Below are 24,346 nucleotides of genomic sequence, written 5' to 3'. Positions count from 1 at the left end.
GCCGCGCCGTCAGAGCTTGCTCATCACCTCGGAGGCCAGCAGCTCCAGGTGCTCCAGGTCGCTCATGTCGAGGACCTGGAGGTAGAGGCACTCCGCGCCCAGCTCGCCGAACTGGCCGATCTTGTCGACCAGCTCCTGCGGGGTCCCGGCGAGCCCGTTCTCGCGCAGCTCCGGCACCTCCCGCCCGATGGCGCCGGCGCGCCGCTCCAGCTCCGCCTCGTCCCGCCCGCAGCACACGACCTGCGCGGCCGAGTACACCAGCGGCCTCGTCCGGCCCGCCTCGGCGGCCGCCGCGCGGACCCGGTCGAACGCGCCGCCGGTGTCCTTGACCTGGTGGAACGGGACGTTGTACTCGTCGGCGTAGCGGGCGGCGAGCCGCGGCGTCCGCTTCGCCCCGGCGCCGCCGATGATGATCGGCGGCCCGCCCGGCCGCACCGGCTTCGGCAGCGCGGGCGACTCGGTCAGGGTGTAGTGCCGCCCGCTGAAGGAGAACGTCTCGCCGGACGGCGTCCCCCACAGCCCGGTGAGGATCTGCAACTGCTCCTCAAGCCGGTCGAAGCGCTCGCCGAGACTCGGGAACGGGATGCCGTAGGCGGCGTGCTCCTCCTCGAACCACCCCGTCCCGAGCCCCAGGTCGACGCGCCCGCCGCTCATCTGGTCGACCTGCGCAACGGAGATCGCCAGCGGCCCCGGGTAGCGGAACGTCCCGGCCGTCACCAGCGTGCCGAGCCTGATCCGGCTGGTCTCCCGCGCCAGCGCGCCAAGGGTGATCCACGAGTCGGTCGGGCCCGGCTCGCCCGTGACGTCCCCCATCTTGACGAAGTGGTCGGAGCGGAAGAACGCGTCGAAGCCGAGCTCCTCGGCCGCCTTGGCGACGGCGAGCTGTGTCTCATACGTCGCCCCCTGCTGGGGCTCGGTGAAGATTCGAAGTCGCATGCCCCCATCCTCGTACGAACCCGGCGGCCGTCGCGCGGCGGGGCAGCCCCCGCCCGGCGTCATCCCGAACGAGCGACCCTCCGCACCGCCGCCGGCGCCTTCGCGGCAGGCTTCTTGGCGTGTGGCTTGTTCGCGTGTGGCTTGTTCGCGTGCGGCTTCTTCGCGTGCGGCTTCTTCGCGTGCGGCTTCTTCGCGTGCGGCTTCTTCGCCTGTGGCTTCTTTACGTCCGGCTTCTCGGCGTCCGGCTGCTTGGCGTCGGGCTTCTTGGGTGACGCCTTGGCGTGTTCTTCCTGGGCGGTCCTGGCGACGCGGACGGCCGGGAACGCGCGGGCCGCGTGGGCGGCGCCCCACGTCACGGTCCCGCGCAGGCGGATCCGCTGACCGGGCCTTGCGTCGTCCGACACCTTGGCCCTGATCGCGCCGGTGACGGTCCGGCCGTGCCGCACGGGGCCGAGCTCGCACTCGACCGTCCATCCGGCGGCCGCGCAGTCCCTGTTCCCCGAGACGAACGCCAGCGATCTCGGCAGCGTCGTCCTGAACACCGCCTTGCCGGACCTGCCCGGCCCCTCGGCGGTCATCTTGAACGTCCACTCATAGGTGCGCCCCGGGACGACGGCGCTCGCGGGACCGCCCGTCCGAAGCGCCACGCCCGCGGCCTGCTTGCCGTGCTGCTTGGCTTTCGGCTTCGGGCCGGGCCCGTCGGCCCGCGCCGCGGCGGGCAGGAGCACGCCTCCCAGCAACGGCGCGGCGATCACTAGCACCACGCCCTGCACCCTCAACGTCCGGATCACTACGAACCCCCCGGTGGCCTGCGGTTTTGTTGCGGTCACCGTCCGTTCTAGTGATCCGGAGGCGCGCCCGCCAACGCCGCGTCGGCGTGTCGCCACGCACGGTGACTCTTGACCGTCCGCCCCCTTACGGACGGTCAACCTCCGCAATCTCCTGCGCCACAAAGGACAAAGGCTGTTAAATCGCCAAGACCCCGACAACCCCCGACACATGGAGCTGACATGGCTGTCTTCGGCGTCGACTACGCGTGGGGCCGCCCCGGCGCGTCCGCGCTGGAACGCGCCGGGGCCAAGTTCGCGTGCCGCTACCTGTCGCACGACACGAGCGGCAAGAACCTGACCCGCAAGGAGGCAGACGAGCTGTCCGCCGCGGGCATCTGGCTGGTGGTCGTCTGGGAGTCGACCGCCAAGCGCCCGCTCGCCGGCCGGTCCGCCGGCGCGGCCGACGCCCGGGCCGCCGCCGCCCAGGCCAGGGCGTGCGGCATGCCGGACGACCGGCCCATCTACTTCGCAGCCGACTGGGACGCCACCTCCGGGCAGCAGGACGAGATCAACGCCTACCTGGACGGCGCGGCGAGCGTCCTCGGCCGCGACCGCGTCGGCCTCTACGGCGGCTACGGCCCGGTCAAGCGCGCCTTCGACGCCAAGAAGATCGCCTACGGCTGGCAGACGTACGCCTGGTCGGGCGGCAAATGGGACGCCCGCGCCCAGCTCCGTCAGTACTCCAACGACCACACGATCAACGGCGTCGGCGTCGACTACGACCGCGCCGTCAAGAGCGACTACGGGCAGTGGCGCGTCGGCGTCTCGCCCGAGGGAGAGGACGACATGCCCGACTACGTGTCCGTCGGCACCGGTGGCGACCACCAGGAGCTTCCTCCCGGCGAGTGGACCGAGGTCACCTGGAGCAAGGAGTACTCCGACAAGGAGCACCAGCACAACGACCCGGGCGGCCCCAGCCTGCTCACCGGATCGGCCCGCTACAGCCTGTCGGTGAGCGCGGCGCTGAGCGGCGTCCCCGCGGGCACGCTCATCCAGGCCCGGGTGATCGAGGTGGCGGACGGCGACGCCTCCGACTACCAGATCGGCCCCGTCCAGGACTTCATCTCCGTCGGCGAGCCCACCAACCTCCTCTACGGCCTCGCCGCCGACACCGTCGAAGCGGGCAAGCGCGTGCGCTTCCAGCTCCTCCACCAGGGCGCCGCCGCCGCGACGATCGCCAAGGCCAGCGCCAAGGTCTTCTTCTGGCGCTGACTCAGAAGTCGTCGTTGATGTAAGGCGCCAGCGGAACGGCCAACGCGGCCTCCAGCCGCGCGGCCGCACCGGGCGTGTGCTCGGTGACGGCGCCGATCCGGACCAGGGTGACCGGGCTCTGGCCGCCCAGGTAGACGGCCGCGAGATCGGCGGCGCTCAGGCTGAGGTCCGGTGGCCCGGAGGCCGGTTCGCAAGCAGGCGCCGCGCCGGTCGTGAGGCGCCAGCGGCCGGCGTTCGGCGGGATGCGCGGGTCCTCGACCTCCAGGACGAAGGCGTCCTCGCTGGCCCAGGAGCGGGCGCGAAGAGAGGCCGGCACGTCGATCAACCGCAGCCAGAGGGCGCCGAAGTCCCTTTTGACGTTGACCCGGTCGGGGTCGGTGACCATGTGCGGCAGCAGGTCGTCCACCGGACGGCCCAGCGCCTCGATGCGTGACGTCAGGTCGATCGACGCCAGGAACTCCCAGAGCGCGGCCTCCGCCTGCGGGGTGTCGGCGACGAGGTCGACCACCCTGACCGTCCCCTCGCGGACCCGGTAGACCACGTAGCCGGCGGGATGGACGGCGATGCGCGGCGCGGTGTAACCGGGTGAGTCCCGGTCGACCGGCCGCAGGATCGCCTTGGCCCACCACTCGGGATCGCGCACGAGCCCGCCCGGACGCAGCGAGCGCCGGTGGATCGGATCGACCAGCTCGGGCGCGGACGCGGCGTCGACGAGCCGCAGCGGCCGATCGTCCGGGGTCGTGCGGAACTCCAGCGGACGCGACGTGGTCACTTCCAGGTCGATCGCCCGCGTGGCCAGCCCGAACCCGTACCGGCCGTAGATGGCGCCCTGCGACGCCCAGAGCGCGGCCACCGGACGCCCCGCCGCGATGGCGTCGGCGTCCATCCGGTCCATCATGGACGTCAGGATTCCCCGGCGCCGATGCGTGGGCAGCACCCCGACGAAGGTGACCGCCGAGCAGTCGAGCAAAGCGCCCGGGACCGCGAGCCGCATCGGCATGGCCGCGAGCTGCCCGACTCTCGTGTCGCCGTCATAGGCGCCGATCCGCTCGGCCCGGGTGAGCGGCCACCCGTCCCGCTCACGGTCGCCGTCCTCCATGGGCAGGTGGAACACCATCCCGGCGAAGTCGACCATGAGCGCGGCGTCGGCCTCCGGCACGTCCCTGATCTCGATCACACTTCCACGCTAACCGGCCCCGCAACCGATTTTCCGAGGTCAACCACTCAGAACGCGTCCTGCCGGAAACCCGGATCTCATCGACGCGCGCCCCCGGTCACCTTGTTGGCCGTCCTCGCTCGCCGGGTGGGGAGGCTGGTCACCCGGCCCGGCATGACTTCAGCCACTCTCAACACAGGCCGCATGACCAGCCGACGCCGCCCTCCGACCAGGTTCGCCGCCAGCGAGTCTGTCGGCATGTCCCGATACCGTCCCGGTCATGCTGGACATCCGCTACGTGACCGGCGACGCGACCAGCCCGCAGGCCAAGGGCCCCAAGATCATCGCCCACATCTGCAATAACCGCGGAGGCTGGGGCAAAGGCTTCGTCCTGGCGATCTCCAAGCGCTGGCCCGAGCCGGAAGCCGCCTACCGCCGCTGGCACCGCGACCGGGCCGGCAACGACTTCGAGCTCGGAGCGGTCCAGCTGGTCCAGGTCGCCCGCGACATCTGGGTCGCCAACATGATCGGCCAGCACGGCATCAAGACCAGCCGCAGCTCCGGACCGCCCATCCGCTACGACGCCGTCCGCCAGTGCCTGCACCACCTCGCCGCACACGCCACCCGTCTGGGCGCCACCATCCATATGCCCCGTATTGGCACCGGCCTGGCCGGAGGCCGCTGGGAGCGCATCGAACCACTCATCACCAGCGAACTCACCGACCACGGCATCCCCGTCACCATCTACGACGTCTCGCCCGCTTGACGAATCTCATAGGCCCCCGGCCGGCAGATCATCCCGCGCCGGACAGCAGACGATCGCGACTCGGCGACCCCGGCCGCCTCTGAGCGTCGCGGGCACTTCATGCGGGCGGGGCGTCAGGTGCCTCCGCCGAGTTGCTTGACCAGGAACCGCGCGGGATCGACCACTTCATGACGGGTCCCCTGGTCGTCGATGTAGTGGTACCTGTCGAGGTAGCGGCAGCCGGTTTCCTGGTAGCCGAGTCGCAGATAGAGAGCGGCTGCACGCGGGTTGTCGTCGTCCACACCCAGACCGATCTGGTCGTGGCCGCGTTGGCGGACGAGGGCTTCGGCCGCCTCGATGATGGCGCTCCCGATGCCCTGGGACCTCAGTTCGGGCGGCCAGACGCCCAGACCGTTCAGCTCGGGGCAGTTCGGATGCCGCTGCCTCACTTCGGGAGCGGCACACCCGTGCCACAGGATCTGCGCCGTCCCGACGGGAACGGTTTCGGCCCAGGCGATCAGAAACGTGGTGAGACCGCGCTGCTGCTGATCGAACCGTGCCGCGTGCCTCCTGGTCTGGCCAGGAGAGGGGATGCGGGACTCCAGCAGCTCAAGGTCTTCCTCCCGGCACTCTCGGATACTGACCATCTGCCAAGCCCTTTCCGGACGCCCACCCGCAAGACCGCGCGAACGCCCCGCCTTCCGGCCTCCCGAATGTGGGGACGTTTCGTCTTACCAGAAATCCCGGTGAGTTCCGCGCGAAAGGCCCCGCCCACTCCGCTCGCATGGCGGGGCCATTCGGTCCTGTACCGGGCCGGCCTGTGCCAGGGCTCTCAGTCACACCTCTCCCGCTGCTGGAACCCGCCCCCTGACCAGAAGACCGCCTCCCCGGCTCATGGCCGGGCTGTCAGCAGCCCCACGAGAGCGACCTCCGCGCCGGTGATGTCGCCGGCCTCGGCGAGCGGGTCGCCCCAGTGCGTCCAGAACCAGTCGCGGTCCTCGTCCGTCGGCCGCGGCTCGCAGGTGATCCGCACCGCGCGCGGCGGCGAGACCCCGACGGCGGTCGTCACGGTGATCTCCGGGGCGCCGATGTCCACGGCGTAGCCGCGGACGCCCATGCGCCGGGCGAGCGCCGAGAGTTGCGGGTGCAACTCCAGACCGAGCAGCCGCACAATCTTCACAGCGACCTCGTCCACCGCGCCGGTCGACCCCAGGTCGAGCCCAGAGTCCCAGACGACCCGCCCCCGCAGGGCATCGACCGATCGCGAGCCCCCTGCCTTCGCCTTCATGACGAGGCTGGCACAGTGCTGGACGCCCCGAACGCCGCGCTCCTCCAGCGCCTTACCCAGCGCCAGAAGAGCGTGCTCGCAGTCGGCGGCGTCCTGCTGGGACAGCAGGTTCCACAGCGCGTCGCAGGATCCGGCGCCGAGGATGATCGCTTTCTCGTCGGCCCCTTCCCGGACGGCACGGTACGGGAGGGACGGCATGTCACTCCCCTCGATCCTCCACCCGGGGAATTCGGCCCGTAACGCCGCTACGCGCGCTTCGAGGTGGTCGACGCGGGGAGGCGGTGCGGCCTTGATTCCCTCTGTAGGAGACTGGTCCGCGTGACCGGACGCGGCTGTGTCCATGAGCACACCCCTCGACATAGCGAACTTTAGGGGGCCTAAAATCGCCTCCGAGGTGAGGTTAGGCCGCCTCGGAGGCATGCGCAATAGGGGGCCTAAAGTTCGCCAGGTGAAGACCGGAGAATGGATCACGTGGACCTGAGGACATTGCGGGACATCTCCGCTATCGCTGACCCGATCGAGCGGGCGCGGGCGATCAGCCGCGCCATGACCGAGCAGCAGGGGCTCACCGAGGAGGCGGCCAGGATCCGCCGCGGCGCGATCGCCGAAGCGCGAGAGGCCGGCCACAACCTGGAGGACATCGCGAAGGCGCTCGGCGTCACGCCCGGCCGCGTCTCGCAGATGCGCAAGGGACCGGTCGCCAAGGCCCCCGCCGCGCCGGTCAGCCAGGGTCCGCCGGTCATCGTGCAGCGCGCCCTCCCGACCGATCCGGCGACCCGTGGGTCGGCGTCGCTGTTCCTCACCGAGGCCGAGCGCCAGGGCATCACGCCCGGCCGCCGGATGCTCTACATCGGCACCGAGCCGGCCAGCGAGCACGTGGCCGCTTGCCTGCGCGTAGAGCCCGGCGAGGACGTCCTTGCCCGCCGCAAGATGATGACGGCCAACGACGTGCCCGTCCGCATCGCCACGAGCTGCTTCCGCGCCGACCTGTTCGCCGGAACGCGCATCGCCGAGCCGGAGTTCGTCAAGCCGTCACTGCAGGCCGCGATCGTCGCGCTCGGCTACACCTTCGGGCACGCGGAGGAGACGCTCACCGCGCGGCCGGCCACGCGGTTCGAGGCCGACACGCTCGATCTCGACCCCGGCGAATGGGTCGTACAGGTGCTGCGCGCCTCCTACTCCACGGAGGGGACGCCGATCCACACGTTGGAGACGATCTGCGCGGCGACGCGGCACATCTTCACCATCGGCCAGGTAGGCGGCCTCGACGAGTTCTGACGTGAGCTGAGGGCGGCGAGCGGCTCGACATCGCTGCGGGCGATCCGGTCGTGATGAGCCGCTACACCTTTCTGGCCGACGAGCAACCCGTGATGCTGTCCACGAGCTGGGAGCCGCTCGACCTGACACGCGGCACGCCGGTGATGTTCCCCGAGGAGGGGCCGCACGCCGGCGCCGGAGTGGTCGCGCGGATGAGGGTGATCGGGCAGCACATCGAGTCGGTGCAGGAGGTCGTGACGGCGCGGCCGGTGCTGCAGTCGGAGGCGGAGCCGCTTGGCGAGGCGCTCGGGTCCGTGGTCATGGTGATCCAGCGGACCTACCGCACGGCGGAGCGGGCGGTGGAGACGGCCGACATCGTGGTGCCCACGGACCGGTACGAGGTGGAGTACGTCCTGCCGGTGGAATGACCCACCACCCGCCGACCGGGAGCAACGCGAGGGTGGAGGCTACTCCCCGATCTTCTTGGAGTACAGGGTGATCGTCGCGTCGGGGAGGACGCTCGTTCCGGGCTTCGGGTTCTGGCGGACCACCTGCCAGTTGCGGTCCAGGATGAGCATCCGCCCCTGGCCGGTCGCGTCCTCCTCCCGCAGCATCCACAGTCCGGCCGCCTGCATGATGTTCTGCGCGGCCTGGTGGTTCTTCCCGACCACGTTCGGGACGCGGATCCTCTTCACGGCCTGGGGTTTCGCGCTGCTCGGAGGGGCGGTCGGTGTGCTCGCCGGCGCCGTCGCGCTGGGCGGTGCGACGGTCACGGTCTTGGTGGGGGCGGCGTCCTCCGCAGTGCCTCCGCACGCTGTGAAGGCTGGAGCGGCCGCGAGAAGTGCGACAAGGATCGGGAGGCTGCGCATGGGCAATCCTGTGTTCTACCGACAGCAGGGGGACGCGCGTTGGACGTCCTACCCTCCGTGACCGGTGCACATTGGATAGCCCTCTGTCACTGCCCGGCCACGCTCATCTGACGGCGCCCGCCCCATCCGATCCCCTTGCGGTCCGACGACGTCGCCGCGGTGGTCAGCCTCTGACCAGGGTGGCGAGGCACTCGACGTGGTGGGTCATGGGGAAGGCGTCGAAGGCGCGGAAGGACTCCAGGGTCCAGCCGCGTTCGCTGAAGTAGGCGAGGTCGCGGGCGAGGGTGGCCGGGTCGCAGGAGACGTAGGCGATCTTGCGGCCGGCGAGGCGGGTGATGTGGTCGACGACCTCGCGGCCCGCGCCGGTGCGGGGCGGGTCGAGGACGACCAGGTCGGCCTTGCGGACCCGGGAACCGCCGTGGTGGCCGGTGCCGCGCTTGTTCTGCGTGCGGGAGCCCGAGGACGCGCGGCCGAACTCCAGGTCGGCGATGACCTCCTCGACGGGGCCGCGCTCGATCGAGACGTTCGGGAGGTCGCGCAGGTTGTAGCGGGCGTCGCGGACGGCCTGGCCGTCCGACTCGATGCCGACGACGAGGCCCTCGTCGCCGACGCGGTCGGCGAGGACGCCGGCGAACAGGCCGACGCCGCAGTACAGGTCGAGGGCGATGTCGCCGGGCTTCGGTTCGAGGGCGTCCAGGACGGCGTCGGCGAGCAGTTGCGCCGCCCCCGGGTGCACCTGCCAGAAGCCGCTGCCGCTGACCTGGTAGAGCCGCCCGGAGACCTCCTCGCGCACGTACGGGAGCCCGGCGCCCGGTTCGGGCTTGCCGCGCACGAGCCGGACCGGCACGTCCAGCCGCGGGACCCGGATCTTGCGGCGGTCGCGGCCGCGCAGCACGACGAGGCGGTCGCCCGTGGTCGCCGAGACCACGCCCTCGACGCCGGACGCGCCCGGCCAGCGCTTGCGCTCGATGCCCATGAGCTCCACGCCGGGGTGGGCGATCAGGCACTCGTCCACGGGCTCGATGTCGTGCGACCGGTGCTTGCGGAGGCCGACGACGCCGGAGGAGACCGAGAACTGGACGCGGGTGCGCCAGCCGAGCCCCGGCGGCGGCGTCACCTCGCCGTCGACCGGGTACGGGACCTCCTCGACGACGACCGTTCGGGTGATCCCGGCGAGCCGCTCCAGCTGCTCCTGCACGACCGCGGCCTTCAGGGCCCGCTGGGCGGGCAGGGAGGCGTGCTGCCAGTCGCAGCCGCCGCACCTTCCGGGGCCGGCGAACGGGCAGGGCGCCTGCACGCGGTCCGGCGACGCCTCGATGATCTCCACGGCGTCGGCGCGGAGGAAGTTCTTGGTGCGGTCGGTGACGCGGGCTCTCACCCGTTCGCCGGGCAGGGCGTGCCGGACGAAGACCACGCGCCCCTCGTGCCGGGCGACGCAGAAACCGCCGTTGGCGACGTTGCCGACCTCCAGTTCGAGGACGTCGGGTTCGAGTTCAGTCACGGTCCGAAACACTACCGGCACCGGGGCGTGCCCCGGTCCGCGGCGGGCGCCGGGACGAGCCGGGGCCGGGTGGCTCCTTGCGCCCCTTGAGCCGGTCGGAGGACTGCAGCTGCCACGCGACGCTCGTCACCATCACGCCCGGCTGGAACAGCAGCCGCCCCTTCAGCCGCAGCGCGCTCTGGTTGTGCAGGAGGTGCTCCCACCAGTGGCCGACGACGTACTCGGGGATGAACACGGTGACGACGTCGCGGGGGCTCCTGCGCCGGACGCTCTTGACGTAGGACAGGACCGGGCGCGTGATCTCCCGGTACGGCGAGTCGAGGATCTTCAGGGGGACGGGGATGTCGAGGGCGTCCCACTCCTGCTGGAGCCGCTGCGACTCCTCGTGGTCCACCGCCACCGTCACCGCCTCCAGCGTGGACGGGCGGGTGGCGCGGGCGTAGGCCAGGGCCCGCAGCGTCGGCTTGTGGATCTTGGAGACGAGCACGATGCCGTGGTTGCGGGCGGGCAGCGCGACGTCCTCGCCGGAGGGCACGAGCTCCGCGGCGACCCGGTCGTAGTGCCGCCTGATCGCCTTCATCAGCAGGAAGAGCAGCGGCATCGCGATGCAGACGATGTAGGCGCCGAGCGCGAACTTGGTGATCAGCACGACGACCAGGACGATGCCGGTGAGGGTGGCGCCGAAGGCGTTGATCCCGCGGGAGGTGCGCATCCGGCGGCGCTGCGCCGGGTCCGGCTCGGTGGCCAGGAGCCGGTTCCAGTGCCGGACCATGCCGACCTGGCTGACGGTGAACGACACGAAGACGCCGACGGTGTACAGCGGGATCAGCCGGCTGACGGACGCGTCGTAGGCGTAGATCAGCAGCCCGGCCATGGTGGCCAGGATGATGATGCCGTTGCTGTAGGCGAGCCGGTCGCCGCGGGTGTGCAGCTGGCGCGGCAGGTAGCGGTTCTGCGCGAGCACCGAGCCGAGCACCGGGAACCCGTTGAACGCGGTGTTGGCGGCGAGGAACAGGATCAGCCCCGTCATCGCGGTGACCAGCGCGAACCCGGGGGTGAAGTTGCTGAACACCGTGTGCGCGACCTGAGCGATCACCGGGTCGGCGTCGGTCACGGGCCTGCCGGTGGACGGGTCGATCAGATGGCTGCCCTGGTCGGGCTCGGCGAACTTGGCGTCGGTGATGTAGGCGAACGCGGTCACGCCGCCGAACAGCGTCATCGCGACGAGCCCGAGCATCAGCAGGGTCGTGGCGGCGTTCTCGCCCTTGGGCTTGCGGAACGCGGGCACGCCGTTGCTGATCGCCTCGACCCCGGTCAGCGCGGCGCAGCCAGAGGAGAAGGCCCGCAGCAGCAGGAACACCAGGGCGAACCCGGCGAGGCCCATCTCGTCACCGCGGACCTCGTAGTGCGCCGTCTCGGCCTGCAGTTCGGCGCCCGAGGCCAGCCGGACCAGGCCCCACGCCAGCATGCCGAAGACCGCGAACATGAACAGGTAGGTGGGGATCGCGAACGCAACCCCGGCCTCCTTGAGGCCGCGCAGGTTCCCGAGGGTGAGCAGCACCACGATGGCGATCGCGACGCCGACCTCGTGCGGCTGCATGAACTTCAGCAGCGCGCCGAGGTTCTCCACTCCCGACGACACCGAGACCGCCACGGTGAGGACGTAGTCGACCAGCAGCGCGCTGGCGACGACGACGCCCCAGTTGCCGCCGAGGTTGGTGGTGGCGACCTCGAAGTCGCCGCCGCCGCTCTGGTACGCCCGGACGTTCTGCCGGTAGGAGGCGACCACGGTCAACAGGATGATCACGACGGCCGCGGCGATCCACGGGGTGTAGTGGTACATCACCAGGCCGCCCGCGCCGAGCGCGAGGAGGATCTCCTGCGGGGCGTAGGCGACCGACGACAGCGCGTCGCTCGCGAACACGGGCAGCGCGATGCGCTTCTTCAGCAGCTGCTCGCTCTGTTGGGCGCTGCTGAGCGCGCGGCCGAGGAGGAGCCGCTTCGCGAGGTCGGGAACCTTTGACACGCAACGAGACTCTAGCCCCTGCGGGCCGCTGCGCAGCGCCCGGCCGCCCCCGTTCCGCGGGCGCCTCGCCGCCCCGGCGGATAGCTGGTTGAGTAGTACTCGCCTGGGCGGATGTGTAGGTTTGCAGCCCGCAGGGATCATTCACAGGAAACGGTCCTCGGGCGCGGCGCGGTGTAGGCGGCGAATGCCGTGCCCGGCGCGGGGGGTAGAGGGGGAGCGTCCCCCTATGGAAGAGGGAACGGCCGTGCATATCGTGATCATGGGATGCGGGCGGGTCGGCTCGACGCTCGCCCACATCCTGGAGGACAAGGGTCACTCGGTGGCCATCATCGACCAGAGCCCGGAGGCGTTCCGCCGGCTGCGCAGCGGGTTCCGGGGCCGCCGCATCACCGGGTTCGGGTTCGACCGCGAGGTCATCGCCGAGGCGGGCATCGAGCGCGCGTCGGCGTTCGTGGCCGTCAGCAGCGGCGACAACTCCAACATCATCTCCGCGCGGGTCGCGCGCGAGACGTTCGGGGTCGACAACGTGGTGGCCCGGATCTACGACCCGCGCCGGGCGGAGGTCTACCAGCGCCTCGGCATCCCCACGGTCGCGACCGTGCGGTGGACGGCCGACCAGATCCTGCGCCGCCTGCTCCCCGAGGGCGCCGAGCCGCTGTGGCGCGACCCGACGGGCGCGGTCGTCCTCGCCGAGCTGGACTCCGGCCACCTATGGGTGGGAGAGAAGGTCGGCGAGCTGGAGGAGCACGCGGGGACCCGGGTGGCGTTCCTGTCCCGGATGGGCGAGGCGCTCGTCCCCGAGCGGGACACGGTGATCCAGGACGGCGACATCGTGCACATCATGGCGGGAGCCGACGACCTGGAGCGTGTCAACGCCGCGGTCGCGGCGCGGAACGGGGAGGACGCGTGATGCGGGTCGCGATCGCCGGGGCCGGCGCGGTGGGCAGGTCCATCGCCCAGGAACTGCTGGAGAACGGGCACGAGGTGCTCCTGATCGACAAGAGCCCGAAGGCCATCAAGGTGGAGATGGTGCCGCGCGCGGAGTGGCTCCTGGCCGACGCGTGCGAGATCGCCGCGCTGGACGACGCGGCGCTGGAGCGCTGCCAGGTGGTGGTCGCCTCCTCCGGCGACGACAAGGTCAACCTGGTGGTGTCGCTGCTGGCCAAGACCGAGTACGGGGTTCCGCGCGTGGTGGCGCGGATCAACCACCCGAACAACGAGTGGCTGTTCAACGAGTCGTGGGGCGTGGACGTGGCGGTCTCCACGCCGCGGCTGCTGTCGGCGCTGGTGGAGGAGGCCGTCAGCGTCGGCGACCTCGTCCGGCTGATGACGTTCCGGCAGGGCGAGGCCAACCTGGTGGAGCTGACGCTGCCCGAGGACGCGCCCCTCGGCGGCGAGCGCGTCGGATCGGTGGCCTGGCCGCGCGACACCGCCCTGGTGGCGATCCTGCGCGAGGGCCGGGTGCTGGTCCCCACCGCCGACGACACCCTGGAGCCGGGCGACGAGCTGATGTTCGTGGCCAGCCAGGACGTCGAGGACGAACTCGCCGAACTCCTCGGCGGGAGATAGTCCGCGCCAACCTCAGCCCGCACCGCAACCCCGCAACAACCTGAAGGTTGCGATCGCGTCCGAAGGCAGATTCGAGCGGAGCGAGAATCTGATCGCGCAGCGAGCCGCAAGGCGAGTCGGAGCGATGCCGGCGATCGCCCGCGTTTCTCGACGATGGAGGGCCGCCAGGCCCGAAGGAGGAGAGAAATGCCAGCTAGCGCGTTATCGGGGTTCGGCCGCGGGCGAGGAGCCAGGCCATGGCGGCCAGCGCGGCGACCTGGAGCGGCCAGCCCATCGCGATCTTGGCGGTGCCGAGCAGGCCGCTCTGGTCGCCGTCCGCGAGGTAGATCGGGTACTGGACGGCGACGCGCACGATGCAGGGCAGCACGAGCAGCCAGGTGAGCCGGGAGCACAGCCGGACGATCCCGGGGTCGGCCCGCCAGGCGGTCGGGTCGCCGGTGACCGAGCCGATGATGAAGCCGACGACCGGCCAGCGCACCGCGATCGAGAAGATCATCGCGGCGGCGTAGCCGGCGTTCAGCATGATGCCGGGCAGGAAGGCGTTCTCGGCCTTGCCCGAGCGCAGCGCGAAGAACGCCGCGATGGCGATGCCGAACAGGCTGTTGAGGACGAACTGCGGGCTGGAGCGCTGCGCGAGCCGGACCAGCAGGAGCAGCACCGCGGCGCCGACTCCGGCGCCGACGGCGAGCTTGACGTCCTTCGCGGCGACGTAGGTGCCGGTGAAGGCGATGGTCGGCACCGCCGCCTCGACCATGCCGCGCACGCCGCCGAGCGCCTTGTTGAGCTGGGCGCGGACGGCCGCCTCGACGGTGTCGTGCGCGGCGGTCTCTCGCGCGGTGCCCGTTTCCGTTTCGCTCACGTCGCTCTCCCGGCGGCTCGCCGCGGCCTCACGCGCCGCCGCGCAACTCGTATCGCGGATTGAACATGACCTTGCGCCCGTCCTGCTCGCTGACCAGTCCCTCGGCGCGCAGCCGGCGCCCGGGGTCGATCCCGGCGATCTTGCGGCGGCCGAGCCAGACCAGGCTGATCACGTCGGTGCCGTCGTAGAGCTCGGCCTCCAGGGCGGGGGCGCCGCCCCGGGGACGGAGCGTCACCGTACGTAGCGTACCCGCCACGCAGTGCCGCTTGCGCGCGGCGCACTCGGTGATCGGCGTCGCGCCCTCGTCGCCGGTGGTCTTCTGCAGTTCCTCGGCCTCGAGCTCGGCCTTGGTGGACGCCATGCGCCGCAGGAAGCGCCGCAGCCCGCCCTTGCCGCGCTCGCGCCCGCCGGGCCCCGTCCCGGGCGGAGTGCTGGCCGAAACCTCGTCCATACCTCGAAGCGTATGGCATCCCCGGACGAAGCGGACCCCTTGCCCCGCCGCCGGATCTGCGCCGGCTGAATGTGGAATGAAGCATTCCGTTCTGCTAGAATCGGAACAGAGCATTCCGCTCCGTGATGGAAGGACGGACCATGACCGCCACCCTCGAAACCCCGGCCCCCGCGGCCGGGACGGCGCGCCCCGGCGACGGCGCGGCGCCCGCCCCGCGCCGCTGGCTCGGCCTGTCGGCGATCCTGGCCGCCACGCTGCTGAACCTGCTCGACTCCACCGTGGTGAACGTGGCCGCGCCCGCGATCCGCGCGGACCTCGGGGGCTCGTTCTCGGCGCTGCAGTGGACGGCCGCCGGCTACACGCTCGCCCTCGCGGTGGCGCTGCTGACCGGCGGGCGGCTCGGCGACATGTTCGGGCGCCGGCCCGTCCTGCTGGCGGGCGCGGCCGCGTTCACGGCGATGTCGGCGGCGTGCGCGTTCGCCTGGTCGCCGGAGAGCCTGATCGCCGCCCGGGTCGCGCAGGGCCTGTGCGCCGCGGTGATGATCCCGCAGGGCTTCGGACTGATCCGCGACCTGTTCGGCACGGACACCGGCAAGGCGTTCGCCCTGTTCGGACCGGTGATCGGGCTGGCCACGATCCTCGGCCCGGTGGTGGCCGGCCTGCTGATCGACGCCGACCTGTTCGGCACCGGCTGGCGCGCGATCTTCCTGGTGAACGTGCCGGTCGGCGTCTACGCGCTGGTCGCGGGCGCCCGGGCGCTGCCCGCGCCGGTGTCGGCCGACCGCTCGGGCGGCCTGGACGCGGGCGGCATGCTGCTCGGCGGTCTCGGGATGAGCATGCTGGTCCACCCGCTCGTCCAGGGCCGCGAGCTGGGCTGGCCCGCCTGGTCGCTCGCGCTGCTCGCCGGCTCGGTCCCGGTCCTCGCCCTGTTCGTCCTGCACCAGCTGCGCCGCACCCGCCGGGGGCGGACGCCGCTGCTCAGGCTGAGCGTGTTCGCCAACCGCGCCTTCGGCTCCGGCGTCCTGTTCGTCGTCGTCTTCTTCGGCGCGATCGCCGGGTTCTCCCTCGCCACCGGCCTGTTCCTCCAGCTCGGCCTCGGCTACACGCCGCTGGCCGCGAGCCTGGCGATGTCGTCCTGGGCGGTCGGGGCGTTCGCCGGGTCGGCGTTCAGCGGCATGACGATGGCCCGGCTGGGCCGCAGGATCCTGCACCTGGGCCTGGTGCTCATGGTCGCCGGGCTGGCCGCGCTCCACGCGGTGTTCGAGGCCGCCGGGACGGGCGTCGGCGGCTGGCACCTCGCCGCGCCGCTGCTGCTGTTCGGCGCCGGCATGGGCATGATCTTCGTCCCGCTGTTCGACGTGATCGTGGCGGGCATCGCCGACCACGAGGTGGGCTCCGGCTCGGCCGCGCTGGAGTCGGTCCAGCAGCTCGGCGCGTCGCTCGGCGTCGCGGTCCTCGGCACGGTCTTCTTCGGGACGATCGGCGCCCCGGCGGCCGGTCGGTTCGCCGCGCCGGCCGCGCTGGAGGCTGCGAAGCAGGTCACCGCCCTGACCGCCGGGCTCACCGCCGCCGCGTTCCTGGTCGCCTTCCTCCTCCCCCGCCGCGCCCGCGCGCACTGACCCCTCTCCTCCGCCGGACTCGCCGCCCGTGAAGGGCGGCGAGTTCGGCGTTCTCCGGCCTTCCGGTCTCGCGTCTCAGGCGGTGGCGAACCGGACGGCGGAGACCGCGATGACCAGCGCCGCCACCGCCCAGTAGGCGCCGGAGGCGAGGGCGACGGCCCGGACGCGGCGGGCCTCGGGCAGGCCGGTGAAGGTGAGCAGCCAGGCCAGCAGCGGCAGGACGAGGATCGCGTGCATGGTCACGAAGTGCGCGGGCTTCAGCGCGGCGACCACGTGGTAGGCGGCCTGCTGGTCGCCGGACTGCACCGTGGCGACGCCGCGGGCGATCATCGCCGCGCCGGAGGCCAGCGCGAGCATCAGCGCGGCGAAGCCGGACCGGACGGCCAGCCGCATGCTCGGCGCGACCCGCTCGTCGCGGCGGAAGGCGGCGACCGCGAGCGCGACCAGCGTGACGACCAGGATCCCGCCGCCCGCCGCGAGCATCCGGGTGACGACCGTGTCGAACGCCGTCTCCTCGTTGAAGTGGGACGGCGCTTTCCGCCACGCCTGGAGGGTGATGAGGGAGACCTCCGCGACGCAGTCGGCGGCGAACACCCCGAGGATCGCGGTCCGCGCGCGGTCGCCCAGCCGGACGAACGCGCTGACCCACGCGATCGTGATGAGCGTCAGGCCGAACGAGAGCCCGAACGTGACTGGCTTGCGCCACGAGACCGGCCCCGTCCACGGGCCGCCGTCGACGGCGAACACGACCAGGTGCAGCAGGCCCGAGGCGAGGAGCGCGGCGCCGACGGCGTAGGCGGCACGCTCGACCCGGCGGCCGCCCGTCCAGAACGCCCCCAGGCCCTGGACGGCGGCCGCCACCGGAAACCTGCCGCGCGATGCCTCCACCGATCCCGCCATGACCGCTCCTCCGAAAATGAGTGAGTGCTCACCCAGTATGGGCGAGCACCCACGCGAAGACAAGCCGGGCGGTCAGCGGAGGGCGGCCTCCACGGCGGGGACGCGGATCGCGCGGCGGGTGGCCGCCAGGGTCGTGACGCCGGTCAGGGCGGCGGCGAGGGCGACGACCGCGAGGTAGGTCCACGCGTCCCCGGCCGGGACGGCGGAGTCGCGGCGAGCGAGACCGAACGGCACGATCGTGAAGACGGCGGCGACCGTCCCGCAGGCCACGCCGGTGGCCGTCAGCACCGCCGACTCCAGCGCCGCCGCGGCGAGCAGCTGGCGCGGGGTCGCGCCGACGAGCCGGGTCTGGCCGAACTCGCGGCGCCGGTGCGCGGTCGCCGCGATCAGCGTGTTGACCAGCATGATCGCCGTGAACAGCACCACCATGCCGATGACGACGAAGTTGAGCGTCTCGATGCCCTTCTGATCGGCCGTCTTCGCCAGACCGGCCGCGTCCATCGCCTCGTTCTCGACGGCCTGGGCGTACAGCGTGCCGACGGCGGTCCCGACGAACAGGATGACCGGTGTGACCGCGGAGGCCAGCGCGCCCGACCGGCGGCGCATCGTCGCCGCCGCGAGGTCCCCCGCCGCGCCGCCGAGCATCCGCATCGGCCCGGCCGCCAGCGCCGTCGCCCCGCGCATGATCGCCGGCGCCAGCAGGGCCAGCCCGATCCCGGCGAAGATGTCGGCCTGCCCGGAGGTCGCCATGGCCTCGGTGCCCTTGCCGTCCATCACCGTGACCGTGACGACCACCTCGCTCACGGCGACCAGCAGGAACAGCACCGCGAACACGATGCGCCTCAGGCCCAGCCCGGTGTCACCGGTGGCGGCGGCGGTCAGCGACTCCGTCACCCGGACGCGCGCGGCGCGGCGCGCGGTGATCAGTGCGGCGGCGACCGCGGACACCAGCGTCACACCGATCCCCATCGCCGGGGCGACGGGGCCGAAGCCGTAGCCGATCTCCGGGGGCACCTGGCCGGTGCCGTGCAGCAGCCCGAGCAGGGCACGGCCCGCCGGGTAGGCGGGGACGACGGCGAGCAGCGCCGCCACCACGGCGAGGCCCGCCGCCTCGCCGACGATCATCCGGGCGAGCTGCGCCGGGGTCGCGCCGACGCTCTTCAGCAGCGCGATCTCCGTCGCCCGCTGCCGGACCGAGAGGGTCAGCGTCGAGGTGACCGCGAACACCACCAGCAGAAGGCCCCAGCCCCCGACCACCGACGCCATCGTCACCAGCGTCTCCCGGGTCTCTCCCGTCGCGCCGCTCGCCTCCGCCGTGTCGAGCATCGAGGCGAACGCCATGATCATTGTCGCGCCGAGGAACATCGCGAGGAAGCTCGCCGTGAACGCGCCCGCGCGCCTGCGCAGGGAACCGATCGCCAGTGCGAACATGTCACGCCCCCGCCGTCATGCGCTGGCGCTCGACCTCGTCGGCCAGGCGCGTCATCCGCTCCGCGACGGACTCGGCCGTCGGCGCGGGCTGGTGGCCGACGATCCGCCCGTCGGCCAGGTACAGCACGGCGTCGGCGAAGGACGCGGCGACCGGGTCGTGGGTCACCATCACCACCGTCTGACCGAACGCCTCCACCGACTCGCGCAGCAGGCCGAGCACGTCGCGGGCGCTGCGGGTGTCGAGCGCGCCGGTCGGCTCGTCGGCGAACAGCACCCGCGGCCGGGTGAGCAGCGCCCGCGCGATCGCCACCCGCTGCTGCTGCCCGCCGGACAGCTCCGCGGGCAGGTGGCCGAGCCGCTCGCCGAGGCCCACCCGCTCCAGGACGGCCCGCGCCGCGCCCCTGTCCACCTTGCGGCCGGCGAGCTTGAGCGGGAGCACCGCGTTCTGCAGGACCGACAGCGTCGGCAGCAGGTTGAACTGCTGGAAGACGAAACCGATCCGCTCCCGCCGGAACTTCGTCAGCTCCGCCTCGCCGTCGCCCGTCAACTCGGCGCCGTCGACGAAGACGCGGCCCCCGGTCGGACGGTCCAGGCCCGCGGCGCACTGGAGCAGCGTGCTCTTGCCGGACCCGGACGGGCCCATGACCGCGGTGAACGACCCGGTCGGCAGCGACAGCGACACCCCGTCCAGCGCGACGACCCGGTTGCCCTCCGGGCCGTACACCCGGCGCACGTTCTCCAGCCGGAGCGCCTCGCCCGGCACCCGGCGCCCCGGCTCCGGTCCCCTGCGTCCGAACATCGTCCTCACCTCCGCCCGGCGCCCCCTCGTGGAGCGCCTCCGGGACACGAAGCTACGGACGCGCGGGCCCGCCGAGGATGGGTCCAGCACTCCGATCGGGGTAGGCAAAACCCCACCATCGCCCGGCCCCGGTCTCGCCCGCGGCGTGCCGTGACGGTTAGAGTCGCCCGTGGTGCGCCGGGAAGTCTGGTCGGCAGGTCCCGTCATCCCCATGCCGTCCGGGAGGTTCCGTGCAGGCCACCGCCGCGATCGTCATCTTCGTCTGCGCGTACGTGCTGATCGCGTCGGAGAAGGTGCACCGGACGGCGGTGGCGCTCGGCGGCGCGGGCCTGATGCTCCTGCTGCACATCACCGACGCCCGGGGCGCGTTCTTCTCCTCCGAGTCCGGGATCGACTGGAACGTCATCTTCCTGCTGCTCGGCATGATGGTCATCGTCTCGGTGCTGCGCCGGACGGGCGTGTTCGAGTACGTGGCGATCTGGGCCGCCAAGCGCGCGCGGGGACGCCCCTACCGGCTCATGGTGATGCTGGTCGTGCTCACGGCGGGGGCGTCGGCGCTGCTCGACAACGTCACCACCGTCCTGCTGGTCGCGCCCGTGACGTTCCTCGTCTGCGAGCGGCTCGCCCTCGCGCCCGAGCCGTACCTCATCGCCGAGGTCATGGCGTCCAACATCGGCGGCACCGCGACCCTCGTCGGCGACCCGCCCAACATCATCATCGCCAGCCGGGGCGGCCTGTCGTTCAACGACTTCCTGGTCCACCTGGCCCCGCTGGTCGTGGTGCTGATGGTCGTGTTCTGCGTGATGTGCCGGTGGCTGTTCCGCTCGGCCTTCCGCTACGACCCGGACCTGGCCGCCGAGGTCATGGAACTGGAGGAGCGGGAGGCCATCACCGACCGCCGCCTGCTCGCGCAGGGGCTCGCCGTCCTCGCCGTGGTGATCGCGGCGTTCGTGCTGCACCCCGTCCTGCACTACGAGCCCTCCGTGGTGGCGCTGCTCGGCGCCGGTCTGCTCGTCGCCGCGACCAAGGTGACCACCGAGGAGGCCCTCAGCGAGGTCGAGTGGCCCACGCTGGTGTTCTTCGCCGGCCTGTTCGTGATGGTCGGCGGCCTCGTCGAGACCGGCGTCATCGGCGAGATCTCCAGGGCGGCGGCGGACGCCACCGACGGCCGCCTCGGCGTGGCCGCGATGCTGCTGCTGTGGGCGTCCGCCGGGCTGTCGGCGATCGTGGACAACATCCCCTACGTGGCGACGATGAGCCCGATCGTCTCCGACCTCGTCCAGCAGCACCCCGGCACTGAGGGGCACGTGCTGTGGTGGGCCCTCGCCCTCGGCGCCGACCTCGGCGGGAACGCCACCGCCGTCGGGGCCAGCGCCAACGTGGTCGTCCTCGGCATCGCCGCCCGCAACGGCACGCCCATCAGCTTCTGGCGCTTCACCCGCTACGGCATCGTCGTCACCCTCGTGACGGTCGCCCTGGCGACGCCGTACCTCTGGCTCCGCTACCTGTGACCGGCCACGTCCGGGAGGATGGGGGGATGGACGAGGTGCCTGAGGACTGGGAACGCGCGCTCGCGATCGTGGCGCACCCCGACGACCTGGAGTACGGGACGTCGGCGGCGGTCGCCAAGTGGACGGGCCAGGGCAAGACCGTGACGGAGGTGCTGGCCACCCGCGGGGAGGCCGGGATCGACTCGATGGACCCCGGCGAGGTGCGGCGGATCCGCAGCGCCGAGCAGGTCGAGGCGGCGCGGATCGTCGGCGTCCGCGAGGTCGAGTTCCTCGACCTGCCGGACGGCACGCTGGAGTACGGGCTGCCGCTGCGGCGGACGCTCGCCGCGGCGATCCGGCGGCACCGGCCCGAGGTGGTGCTGTCCATCAACTTCCGGGAGACCTTCCCCGGCGGCGGCTTCAACATGGCCGACCACCGGGCCCTCGGCCTCGCGGTCGCGGACGCGGTCCGGGACGCGGCCAACCGGTGGGTCTTCCGCGACCTCGGCCTCGAACCGTGGCAGGGCGTCCGGTTCGCACTGTTCGGCGGATCGCCGCAGCCCACCCACTACGTGGACGTCACCGGCCGTCTGCGGGCCGGGATCGACTCGCTGCTCGCGCACCGCGTGTACTTCGCCGGACTCGGCGCAGGGTTCGACGCCGAGGCGTTCCTCACCGACGCGGCCGAGGCGGGCGGGAAGCAGGCGGGCGTCGAGCACGCGATGCTGTTCGAGATGATCGAGAGCTAGTGGCGGGCGTTGGGCCGCTTGCCCTTGTTGTGCTTGCTCCGCTTGCGGGCCCGGCGTTTGCGCGTCTTCTTCGACATGCACTGATTGACCGCCCGGGGGCCGGTGCAAGGCAAGCGATCGGCCGGCCGCAGACGCCGAGAACCCGCCCGGCCGCACGTCCGAAAAGCGTGCGGCCGGACGGGTCCGGTGCTCGTGCGGTCAGCGGACCTCGGTGATCTCGGGGCCCCGCTCGAACGGGTCGAAGGTCTCCACGGCCTCCTCCTCGCCGTCCTCGCCGGCCTCGCTGAACTCCTGCGGGATCTGCAGTTCCAGCAGCTCGCGGGGCGGCATCGGGGCGTCGCCGCGGTGCACCACCACGCCGCGCAGCACGTCCTCCAGGACCTGCCACTGCTCCTCGTCCTCGATCGCGGCGCCCTGCACCACGGCCTGCAGGAACCAGCGGGGGCCGTCCACACCGAGGAAACGGATGATCTGCGGCGCCCAGCCCTGCTCGACGAACTCCGCCGGGATCTGCTCGCGGACCTCCGGCGGCATCTCGGCGAGGACCTCCTCGGTCAGCGCCGCCGGGACCATCGCCAGCAGTTCGGAGCCGAACGGGCCCTCGCCCTCCTGGGTCTGGCCCTGCGCCTCCTCCTGGATGTCCTTGGCGGTCTCGCGGCGCACATCGTCCCAGATGCCGCTGCGCTTCGGCGCGGCGAACACCTGGAGCTGCATGGCGCTCTCCTCGTACTGCACCAGCACGGCGACGGGGCGTCCGTCCAGCGGGTTGCCCTCCTCGTCGACCTGGGTCGCCTCGAAGTTCACCTGGAAGCCCAGCCCCGGCGCCACCGGCACCTGGAGGGCCCCGAAGTCGAGCCGCTGCAGCTCGGGGAAGGAGTCCTCGGAATCCCACGGGCCGCCCGCCGCCGATTCCGCCTTGGCCGACCCCGCCTCGGCGGGAGCCTCCTCGGCGGTCTCCGCCGGCTCCTCGGTCACCTCGGGACCCTCAGCGGGCTCCTCGGCCTGCCGGCGACGTCCAAAAGCCACGACTCACGCTCCTTCTCTACTGTGCTCGTTGTCCCCGGATCGCGGGGCAGGGCCGAATCCGCCGGTGGAGCCGAACCCGCCGGTTCCGCGCGCCGATCCCGGAAGCTCGGTGACCTCGTGGAACACCGCGTGCTCGACCCGCTGGACGACCATCTGCGCGATGCGGTCTCCGCGCCGCAGTCTCACCGTGGCGCGGGGATCGGTGTTCAGCAGGGTCACCTTGATCTCACCCCGATAGCCGGCGTCGACCGTACCGGGTGCGTTGACGATGGTCACCCCCAACTTAGCGCCCAATCCGGACCGGGGGTGAATGAAAGCCGCGTAGCCGTCCGGCAGCGCGATCGCCATCCCGGTGGGGACGACGGCGCGCTCCCCCGGCGGCAGTTCCACGTCGGCGGCCGCGACCAGATCGGCGCCCGCGTCGCCCGCGTGGGCGTACTGCGGCAGGGGCAGCTCCGGATCCAGCCGCCGGACCAGCACATCGACCTTGCTCACGGGCTCCACCTCACGCGCCTACCTGCCGGAGAACCACACGACCCTATCCAGGGCGCCGGGGACGGCCGCCGCTGAAACGCCGCTGCCGCGCGAGTCCGGCAGTTGACCCTACCCGGTCCCGGGCGTGACCACTTCCGGAAGGTTTGCCCCTGAAGCGAGGTATCACGCGTAGCGTCGCAATTGTTACCCGCGGCGTTTCTGTGGGGCGCGTCCCCCGGGAAGGGGACGGCATGGGCACACGGGCGCAGGGCCCACAGGGGCAGGGCGCACCGGGGCAGGGCGCACGGGGGCGGGGTGTCACCCACCGCTCGCTGGACGGAGTGCGGGTCCGGCTCGCCGGCGACCACGACCTGCGGCGGCCGTGCACGTCGGTGGCGCGGATCGCCGAGGGCGGGCGGCTCCACGAGATCTCCAGCGGCACCCGCGAGGACGCGCTGGCCTGGGCCTCCGACATCGGGGTCGACCGCTTCGAGCAGGAGTTCCGCGTCCAGGGCGGCCGGCTGCGCGTCGGCGGGACGGCGACCCGCGACGCCGAGACGGGCCTCAGCGACCCCGTCCTCGCGGCCGTGTGGGAGGGGCGCCGCCACGCGGTGTTCACGCACCTCTACCACGGGCGCCCCGCGGACGCCGTCGCCTTCTTCGACACCCTGCGCCTGACCGAGCACGAGGACGGGGTCACCGCCGTCCCGCGCGGCCGGGCCAGGCGCCCCGAGCCCGCCGAGATGGTCAAGGAGGTGCCGGGGATCGGCCTGCTGGAGATCACCGCGCTGACCACGGTGACGCGCAGGCGGCTCCCGCCGTGGCGCGGCGCCTCGGTCGCGGGCGGCGAGCTGTTCCGGGACACCGTGGAGGGCCAGGGCCCCTACTTCCTGCTGGCGCTGGCGTCGCTGCTGGTGACCGTGCTGCCCGAGGAGGACCGGGTCCGCGACGTCCCGCGCCGGCTCGCGGGGCTGGCGGTCGAGGCGGTCCGGTGACCGGACTCCTCGCCGGGATCGCCGCCGTCACCGTCCCGCTCGTCCTGCTGGCCTCGCTGGCCGGGCAGGTCAGGCGCCCGGCGGCGCTGGCCGCCGCGGTGCGGGCGCACCGGGTGCTGCCGCCCGCCCTCGCCGGCGCGGCCGCGGCGGCCGTGATCGCCGCG

The 24,346-nt window shown here is 72.4% G+C and carries 25 protein-coding genes; 10 read left to right on the top strand and 15 right to left on the bottom strand.

Annotated features, from left to right (window positions below; genetic code table 11):
* Positions 1–9: 9 nt before the first annotated feature.
* A complete protein-coding gene (locus AB0K37_RS19700; protein ID WP_363982853.1) occupies positions 10–936 on the bottom strand; it encodes an LLM class F420-dependent oxidoreductase in 927 nt (308 codons plus the stop codon).
* Positions 937–995: 59 nt separating this feature from the next.
* Positions 996–1,700, bottom strand: a complete 705-nt coding sequence (locus tag AB0K37_RS19695; protein WP_363982850.1) for a hypothetical protein — start codon at positions 1,698–1,700, stop codon at positions 996–998.
* A gap of 246 nt (positions 1,701–1,946) precedes the next feature.
* On the opposite strand from AB0K37_RS19695, the gene AB0K37_RS19690 reads away from it, so the two are divergent.
* Complete coding sequence (locus tag AB0K37_RS19690; RefSeq protein WP_363982848.1) at positions 1,947–2,978, top strand: glycoside hydrolase domain-containing protein; 1,032 nt, start codon at positions 1,947–1,949, stop codon at positions 2,976–2,978.
* Between the two features lies 1 nt (position 2,979).
* Here the strand turns inward: AB0K37_RS19690 and AB0K37_RS19685 are convergent, their stop codons facing one another.
* On the bottom strand, positions 2,980–4,155 hold the full coding sequence (locus tag AB0K37_RS19685) for a GNAT family N-acetyltransferase (protein WP_363982845.1): 1,176 nt from the start codon (positions 4,153–4,155) through the stop codon (positions 2,980–2,982).
* Positions 4,156–4,414: 259 nt separating this feature from the next.
* Between AB0K37_RS19685 and AB0K37_RS19680 the strand changes: the two genes are divergently transcribed.
* A complete protein-coding gene (locus AB0K37_RS19680) occupies positions 4,415–4,900 on the top strand; it encodes a macro domain-containing protein (RefSeq protein ID WP_363982842.1) in 486 nt (161 codons plus the stop codon).
* Between the two features lie 113 nt (positions 4,901–5,013).
* On the opposite strand, the gene AB0K37_RS19675 is transcribed toward AB0K37_RS19680, so the two are convergent.
* Both AB0K37_RS19675 and AB0K37_RS19670 read right to left on the bottom strand, forming a co-directional pair.
* Positions 5,014–5,526 carry a GNAT family N-acetyltransferase gene (locus tag AB0K37_RS19675; RefSeq protein WP_363982839.1) on the bottom strand — a complete coding sequence of 171 codons (513 nt, stop codon included), beginning with the start codon at positions 5,524–5,526 and terminating at the stop codon, positions 5,014–5,016.
* A 245-nt stretch (positions 5,527–5,771) separates the two neighbouring features.
* Complete coding sequence (locus AB0K37_RS19670) at positions 5,772–6,365, bottom strand: hypothetical protein (protein WP_363982837.1); 594 nt, start codon at positions 6,363–6,365, stop codon at positions 5,772–5,774.
* A 273-nt stretch (positions 6,366–6,638) separates the two neighbouring features.
* Between AB0K37_RS19670 and AB0K37_RS19665 the strand changes: the two genes are divergently transcribed.
* The gene (locus AB0K37_RS19665; protein ID WP_363982834.1) at positions 6,639–7,445 is read left to right on the top strand and encodes a UTRA domain-containing protein; all 807 of its coding nucleotides are present in this window, start codon (positions 6,639–6,641) and stop codon (positions 7,443–7,445) included.
* Positions 7,446–7,474: 29 nt separating this feature from the next.
* The gene (locus tag AB0K37_RS19660) at positions 7,475–7,852 is read left to right on the top strand and encodes a UTRA domain-containing protein (RefSeq protein ID WP_363982882.1); all 378 of its coding nucleotides are present in this window, start codon (positions 7,475–7,477) and stop codon (positions 7,850–7,852) included.
* A 39-nt stretch (positions 7,853–7,891) separates the two neighbouring features.
* On the opposite strand, the gene AB0K37_RS19655 is transcribed toward AB0K37_RS19660, so the two are convergent.
* The 3 genes from AB0K37_RS19655 to AB0K37_RS19645 all read right to left on the bottom strand — a co-directional run bounded on the left by AB0K37_RS19655 (position 7,892) and on the right by AB0K37_RS19645 (position 11,820).
* Positions 7,892–8,119 (bottom strand): PASTA domain-containing protein, encoded by a 228-nt coding sequence (locus tag AB0K37_RS19655; RefSeq protein WP_363982831.1) that lies wholly within the window; start codon positions 8,117–8,119, stop codon positions 7,892–7,894.
* Positions 8,120–8,456: 337 nt separating this feature from the next.
* Positions 8,457–9,794 (bottom strand): class I SAM-dependent RNA methyltransferase, encoded by a 1,338-nt coding sequence (locus AB0K37_RS19650; RefSeq protein WP_363982828.1) that lies wholly within the window; start codon positions 9,792–9,794, stop codon positions 8,457–8,459.
* Positions 9,787–11,820, bottom strand: a complete 2,034-nt coding sequence (locus AB0K37_RS19645; RefSeq protein WP_363982825.1) for an APC family permease — start codon at positions 11,818–11,820, stop codon at positions 9,787–9,789. Before AB0K37_RS19645 ends, AB0K37_RS19650 begins: the two co-directional genes overlap by 8 nt.
* Before the next feature lie 244 nt (positions 11,821–12,064).
* Between AB0K37_RS19645 and AB0K37_RS19640 the strand changes: the two genes are divergently transcribed.
* On the top strand, positions 12,065–12,730 hold the full coding sequence (locus AB0K37_RS19640; protein ID WP_179836369.1) for a TrkA family potassium uptake protein: 666 nt from the start codon (positions 12,065–12,067) through the stop codon (positions 12,728–12,730).
* Positions 12,730–13,389: a TrkA family potassium uptake protein gene (locus AB0K37_RS19635; RefSeq protein WP_363982822.1), complete on the top strand. Its 660-nt coding sequence runs from the start codon at positions 12,730–12,732 to the stop codon at positions 13,387–13,389. The genes AB0K37_RS19640 and AB0K37_RS19635 overlap by 1 nt, the downstream gene beginning before the upstream one ends.
* A gap of 193 nt (positions 13,390–13,582) precedes the next feature.
* On the opposite strand, the gene AB0K37_RS19630 is transcribed toward AB0K37_RS19635, so the two are convergent.
* Entirely contained in the window at positions 13,583–14,248 is a 666-nt protein-coding gene (locus tag AB0K37_RS19630) for a DUF3159 domain-containing protein (RefSeq protein ID WP_363982819.1), read from the bottom strand.
* Positions 14,249–14,276: 28 nt separating this feature from the next.
* A complete protein-coding gene (locus AB0K37_RS19625) occupies positions 14,277–14,699 on the bottom strand; it encodes an OB-fold nucleic acid binding domain-containing protein (protein ID WP_363982816.1) in 423 nt (140 codons plus the stop codon).
* Positions 14,700–14,839: 140 nt separating this feature from the next.
* Here AB0K37_RS19625 and AB0K37_RS19620 point away from each other — a divergent pair, with 140 nt between their 5' ends.
* The gene (locus AB0K37_RS19620; protein WP_363982813.1) at positions 14,840–16,318 is read left to right on the top strand and encodes an MFS transporter; all 1,479 of its coding nucleotides are present in this window, start codon (positions 14,840–14,842) and stop codon (positions 16,316–16,318) included.
* 75 nt (positions 16,319–16,393) lie between these two features.
* Here the strand turns inward: AB0K37_RS19620 and AB0K37_RS19615 are convergent, their stop codons facing one another.
* From AB0K37_RS19615 to AB0K37_RS19605, 3 genes are all read right to left on the bottom strand, one after another.
* Positions 16,394–17,218: a hypothetical protein gene (locus tag AB0K37_RS19615; RefSeq protein ID WP_363982810.1), complete on the bottom strand. Its 825-nt coding sequence runs from the start codon at positions 17,216–17,218 to the stop codon at positions 16,394–16,396.
* Positions 17,219–17,290: 72 nt separating this feature from the next.
* Entirely contained in the window at positions 17,291–18,649 is a 1,359-nt protein-coding gene (locus AB0K37_RS19610) for an FtsX-like permease family protein (protein ID WP_363982807.1), read from the bottom strand.
* 1 nt (position 18,650) lies between these two features.
* Positions 18,651–19,448, bottom strand: a complete 798-nt coding sequence (locus AB0K37_RS19605; protein ID WP_363982804.1) for an ABC transporter ATP-binding protein — start codon at positions 19,446–19,448, stop codon at positions 18,651–18,653.
* 230 nt (positions 19,449–19,678) lie between these two features.
* On the opposite strand from AB0K37_RS19605, the gene AB0K37_RS19600 reads away from it, so the two are divergent.
* Together AB0K37_RS19600 and AB0K37_RS19595 are read left to right on the top strand one after the other, a co-directional pair.
* Complete coding sequence (locus tag AB0K37_RS19600; RefSeq protein ID WP_363982801.1) at positions 19,679–20,959, top strand: ArsB/NhaD family transporter; 1,281 nt, start codon at positions 19,679–19,681, stop codon at positions 20,957–20,959.
* 26 nt (positions 20,960–20,985) lie between these two features.
* Complete coding sequence (locus tag AB0K37_RS19595) at positions 20,986–21,687, top strand: PIG-L family deacetylase (protein WP_363982799.1); 702 nt, start codon at positions 20,986–20,988, stop codon at positions 21,685–21,687.
* Positions 21,688–21,885: 198 nt separating this feature from the next.
* On the opposite strand, the gene AB0K37_RS19590 is transcribed toward AB0K37_RS19595, so the two are convergent.
* Positions 21,886–22,713: a DUF3710 domain-containing protein gene (locus tag AB0K37_RS19590; protein ID WP_363982796.1), complete on the bottom strand. Its 828-nt coding sequence runs from the start codon at positions 22,711–22,713 to the stop codon at positions 21,886–21,888.
* Positions 22,714–22,716: 3 nt separating this feature from the next.
* On the bottom strand, positions 22,717–23,217 hold the full coding sequence (gene dut, locus AB0K37_RS19585) for a dUTP diphosphatase (RefSeq protein WP_345184798.1): 501 nt from the start codon (positions 23,215–23,217) through the stop codon (positions 22,717–22,719).
* Positions 23,218–23,438: 221 nt separating this feature from the next.
* Here dut and AB0K37_RS19580 point away from each other — a divergent pair, with 221 nt between their 5' ends.
* A complete protein-coding gene (locus tag AB0K37_RS19580) occupies positions 23,439–24,182 on the top strand; it encodes a hypothetical protein (RefSeq protein ID WP_363982793.1) in 744 nt (247 codons plus the stop codon).
* The last annotated feature ends 164 nt before the right edge of the window (positions 24,183–24,346 follow it).

It is taken from the genome of Actinomadura sp. NPDC049753 (assembly GCF_040674655.1).
GTDB classification, from domain to species: domain Bacteria; phylum Actinomycetota; class Actinomycetes; order Streptosporangiales; family Streptosporangiaceae; genus Spirillospora; species Spirillospora verrucosospora.
This window is presented reverse-complemented; position numbering and strand designations above follow the sequence as displayed.

What these genes read in the sequence shown, in the direction of transcription:
- AB0K37_RS19700 (WP_363982853.1), bottom strand. Translation starts at nt 936, where the DNA reads ATGCGACTTCGAATCTTCACCGAGCCCCAGCAGGGGGCGACGTATGAG.
- AB0K37_RS19690 (WP_363982848.1), top strand. Translation starts at nt 1,947, where the DNA reads ATGGCTGTCTTCGGCGTCGACTACGCGTGGGGCCGCCCCGGCGCGTCC.
- AB0K37_RS19680 (WP_363982842.1), top strand. Translation starts at nt 4,415, where the DNA reads ATGCTGGACATCCGCTACGTGACCGGCGACGCGACCAGCCCGCAGGCC.
- AB0K37_RS19675 (WP_363982839.1), bottom strand. Translation starts at nt 5,526, where the DNA reads ATGGTCAGTATCCGAGAGTGCCGGGAGGAAGACCTTGAGCTGCTGGAG.
- AB0K37_RS19670 (WP_363982837.1), bottom strand. Translation starts at nt 6,365, where the DNA reads ATGCCGTCCCTCCCGTACCGTGCCGTCCGGGAAGGGGCCGACGAGAAA.
- AB0K37_RS19635 (WP_363982822.1), top strand. Translation starts at nt 12,730, where the DNA reads ATGCGGGTCGCGATCGCCGGGGCCGGCGCGGTGGGCAGGTCCATCGCC.
- AB0K37_RS19625 (WP_363982816.1), bottom strand. Translation starts at nt 14,699, where the DNA reads ATGGACGAGGTTTCGGCCAGCACTCCGCCCGGGACGGGGCCCGGCGGG.
- AB0K37_RS19620 (WP_363982813.1), top strand. Translation starts at nt 14,840, where the DNA reads ATGACCGCCACCCTCGAAACCCCGGCCCCCGCGGCCGGGACGGCGCGC.
- AB0K37_RS19615 (WP_363982810.1), bottom strand. Translation starts at nt 17,218, where the DNA reads ATGGCGGGATCGGTGGAGGCATCGCGCGGCAGGTTTCCGGTGGCGGCC.
- AB0K37_RS19610 (WP_363982807.1), bottom strand. Translation starts at nt 18,649, where the DNA reads ATGTTCGCACTGGCGATCGGTTCCCTGCGCAGGCGCGCGGGCGCGTTC.
- AB0K37_RS19605 (WP_363982804.1), bottom strand. Translation starts at nt 19,448, where the DNA reads ATGTTCGGACGCAGGGGACCGGAGCCGGGGCGCCGGGTGCCGGGCGAG.
- AB0K37_RS19595 (WP_363982799.1), top strand. Translation starts at nt 20,986, where the DNA reads ATGGACGAGGTGCCTGAGGACTGGGAACGCGCGCTCGCGATCGTGGCG.
- AB0K37_RS19580 (WP_363982793.1), top strand. Translation starts at nt 23,439, where the DNA reads ATGGGCACACGGGCGCAGGGCCCACAGGGGCAGGGCGCACCGGGGCAG.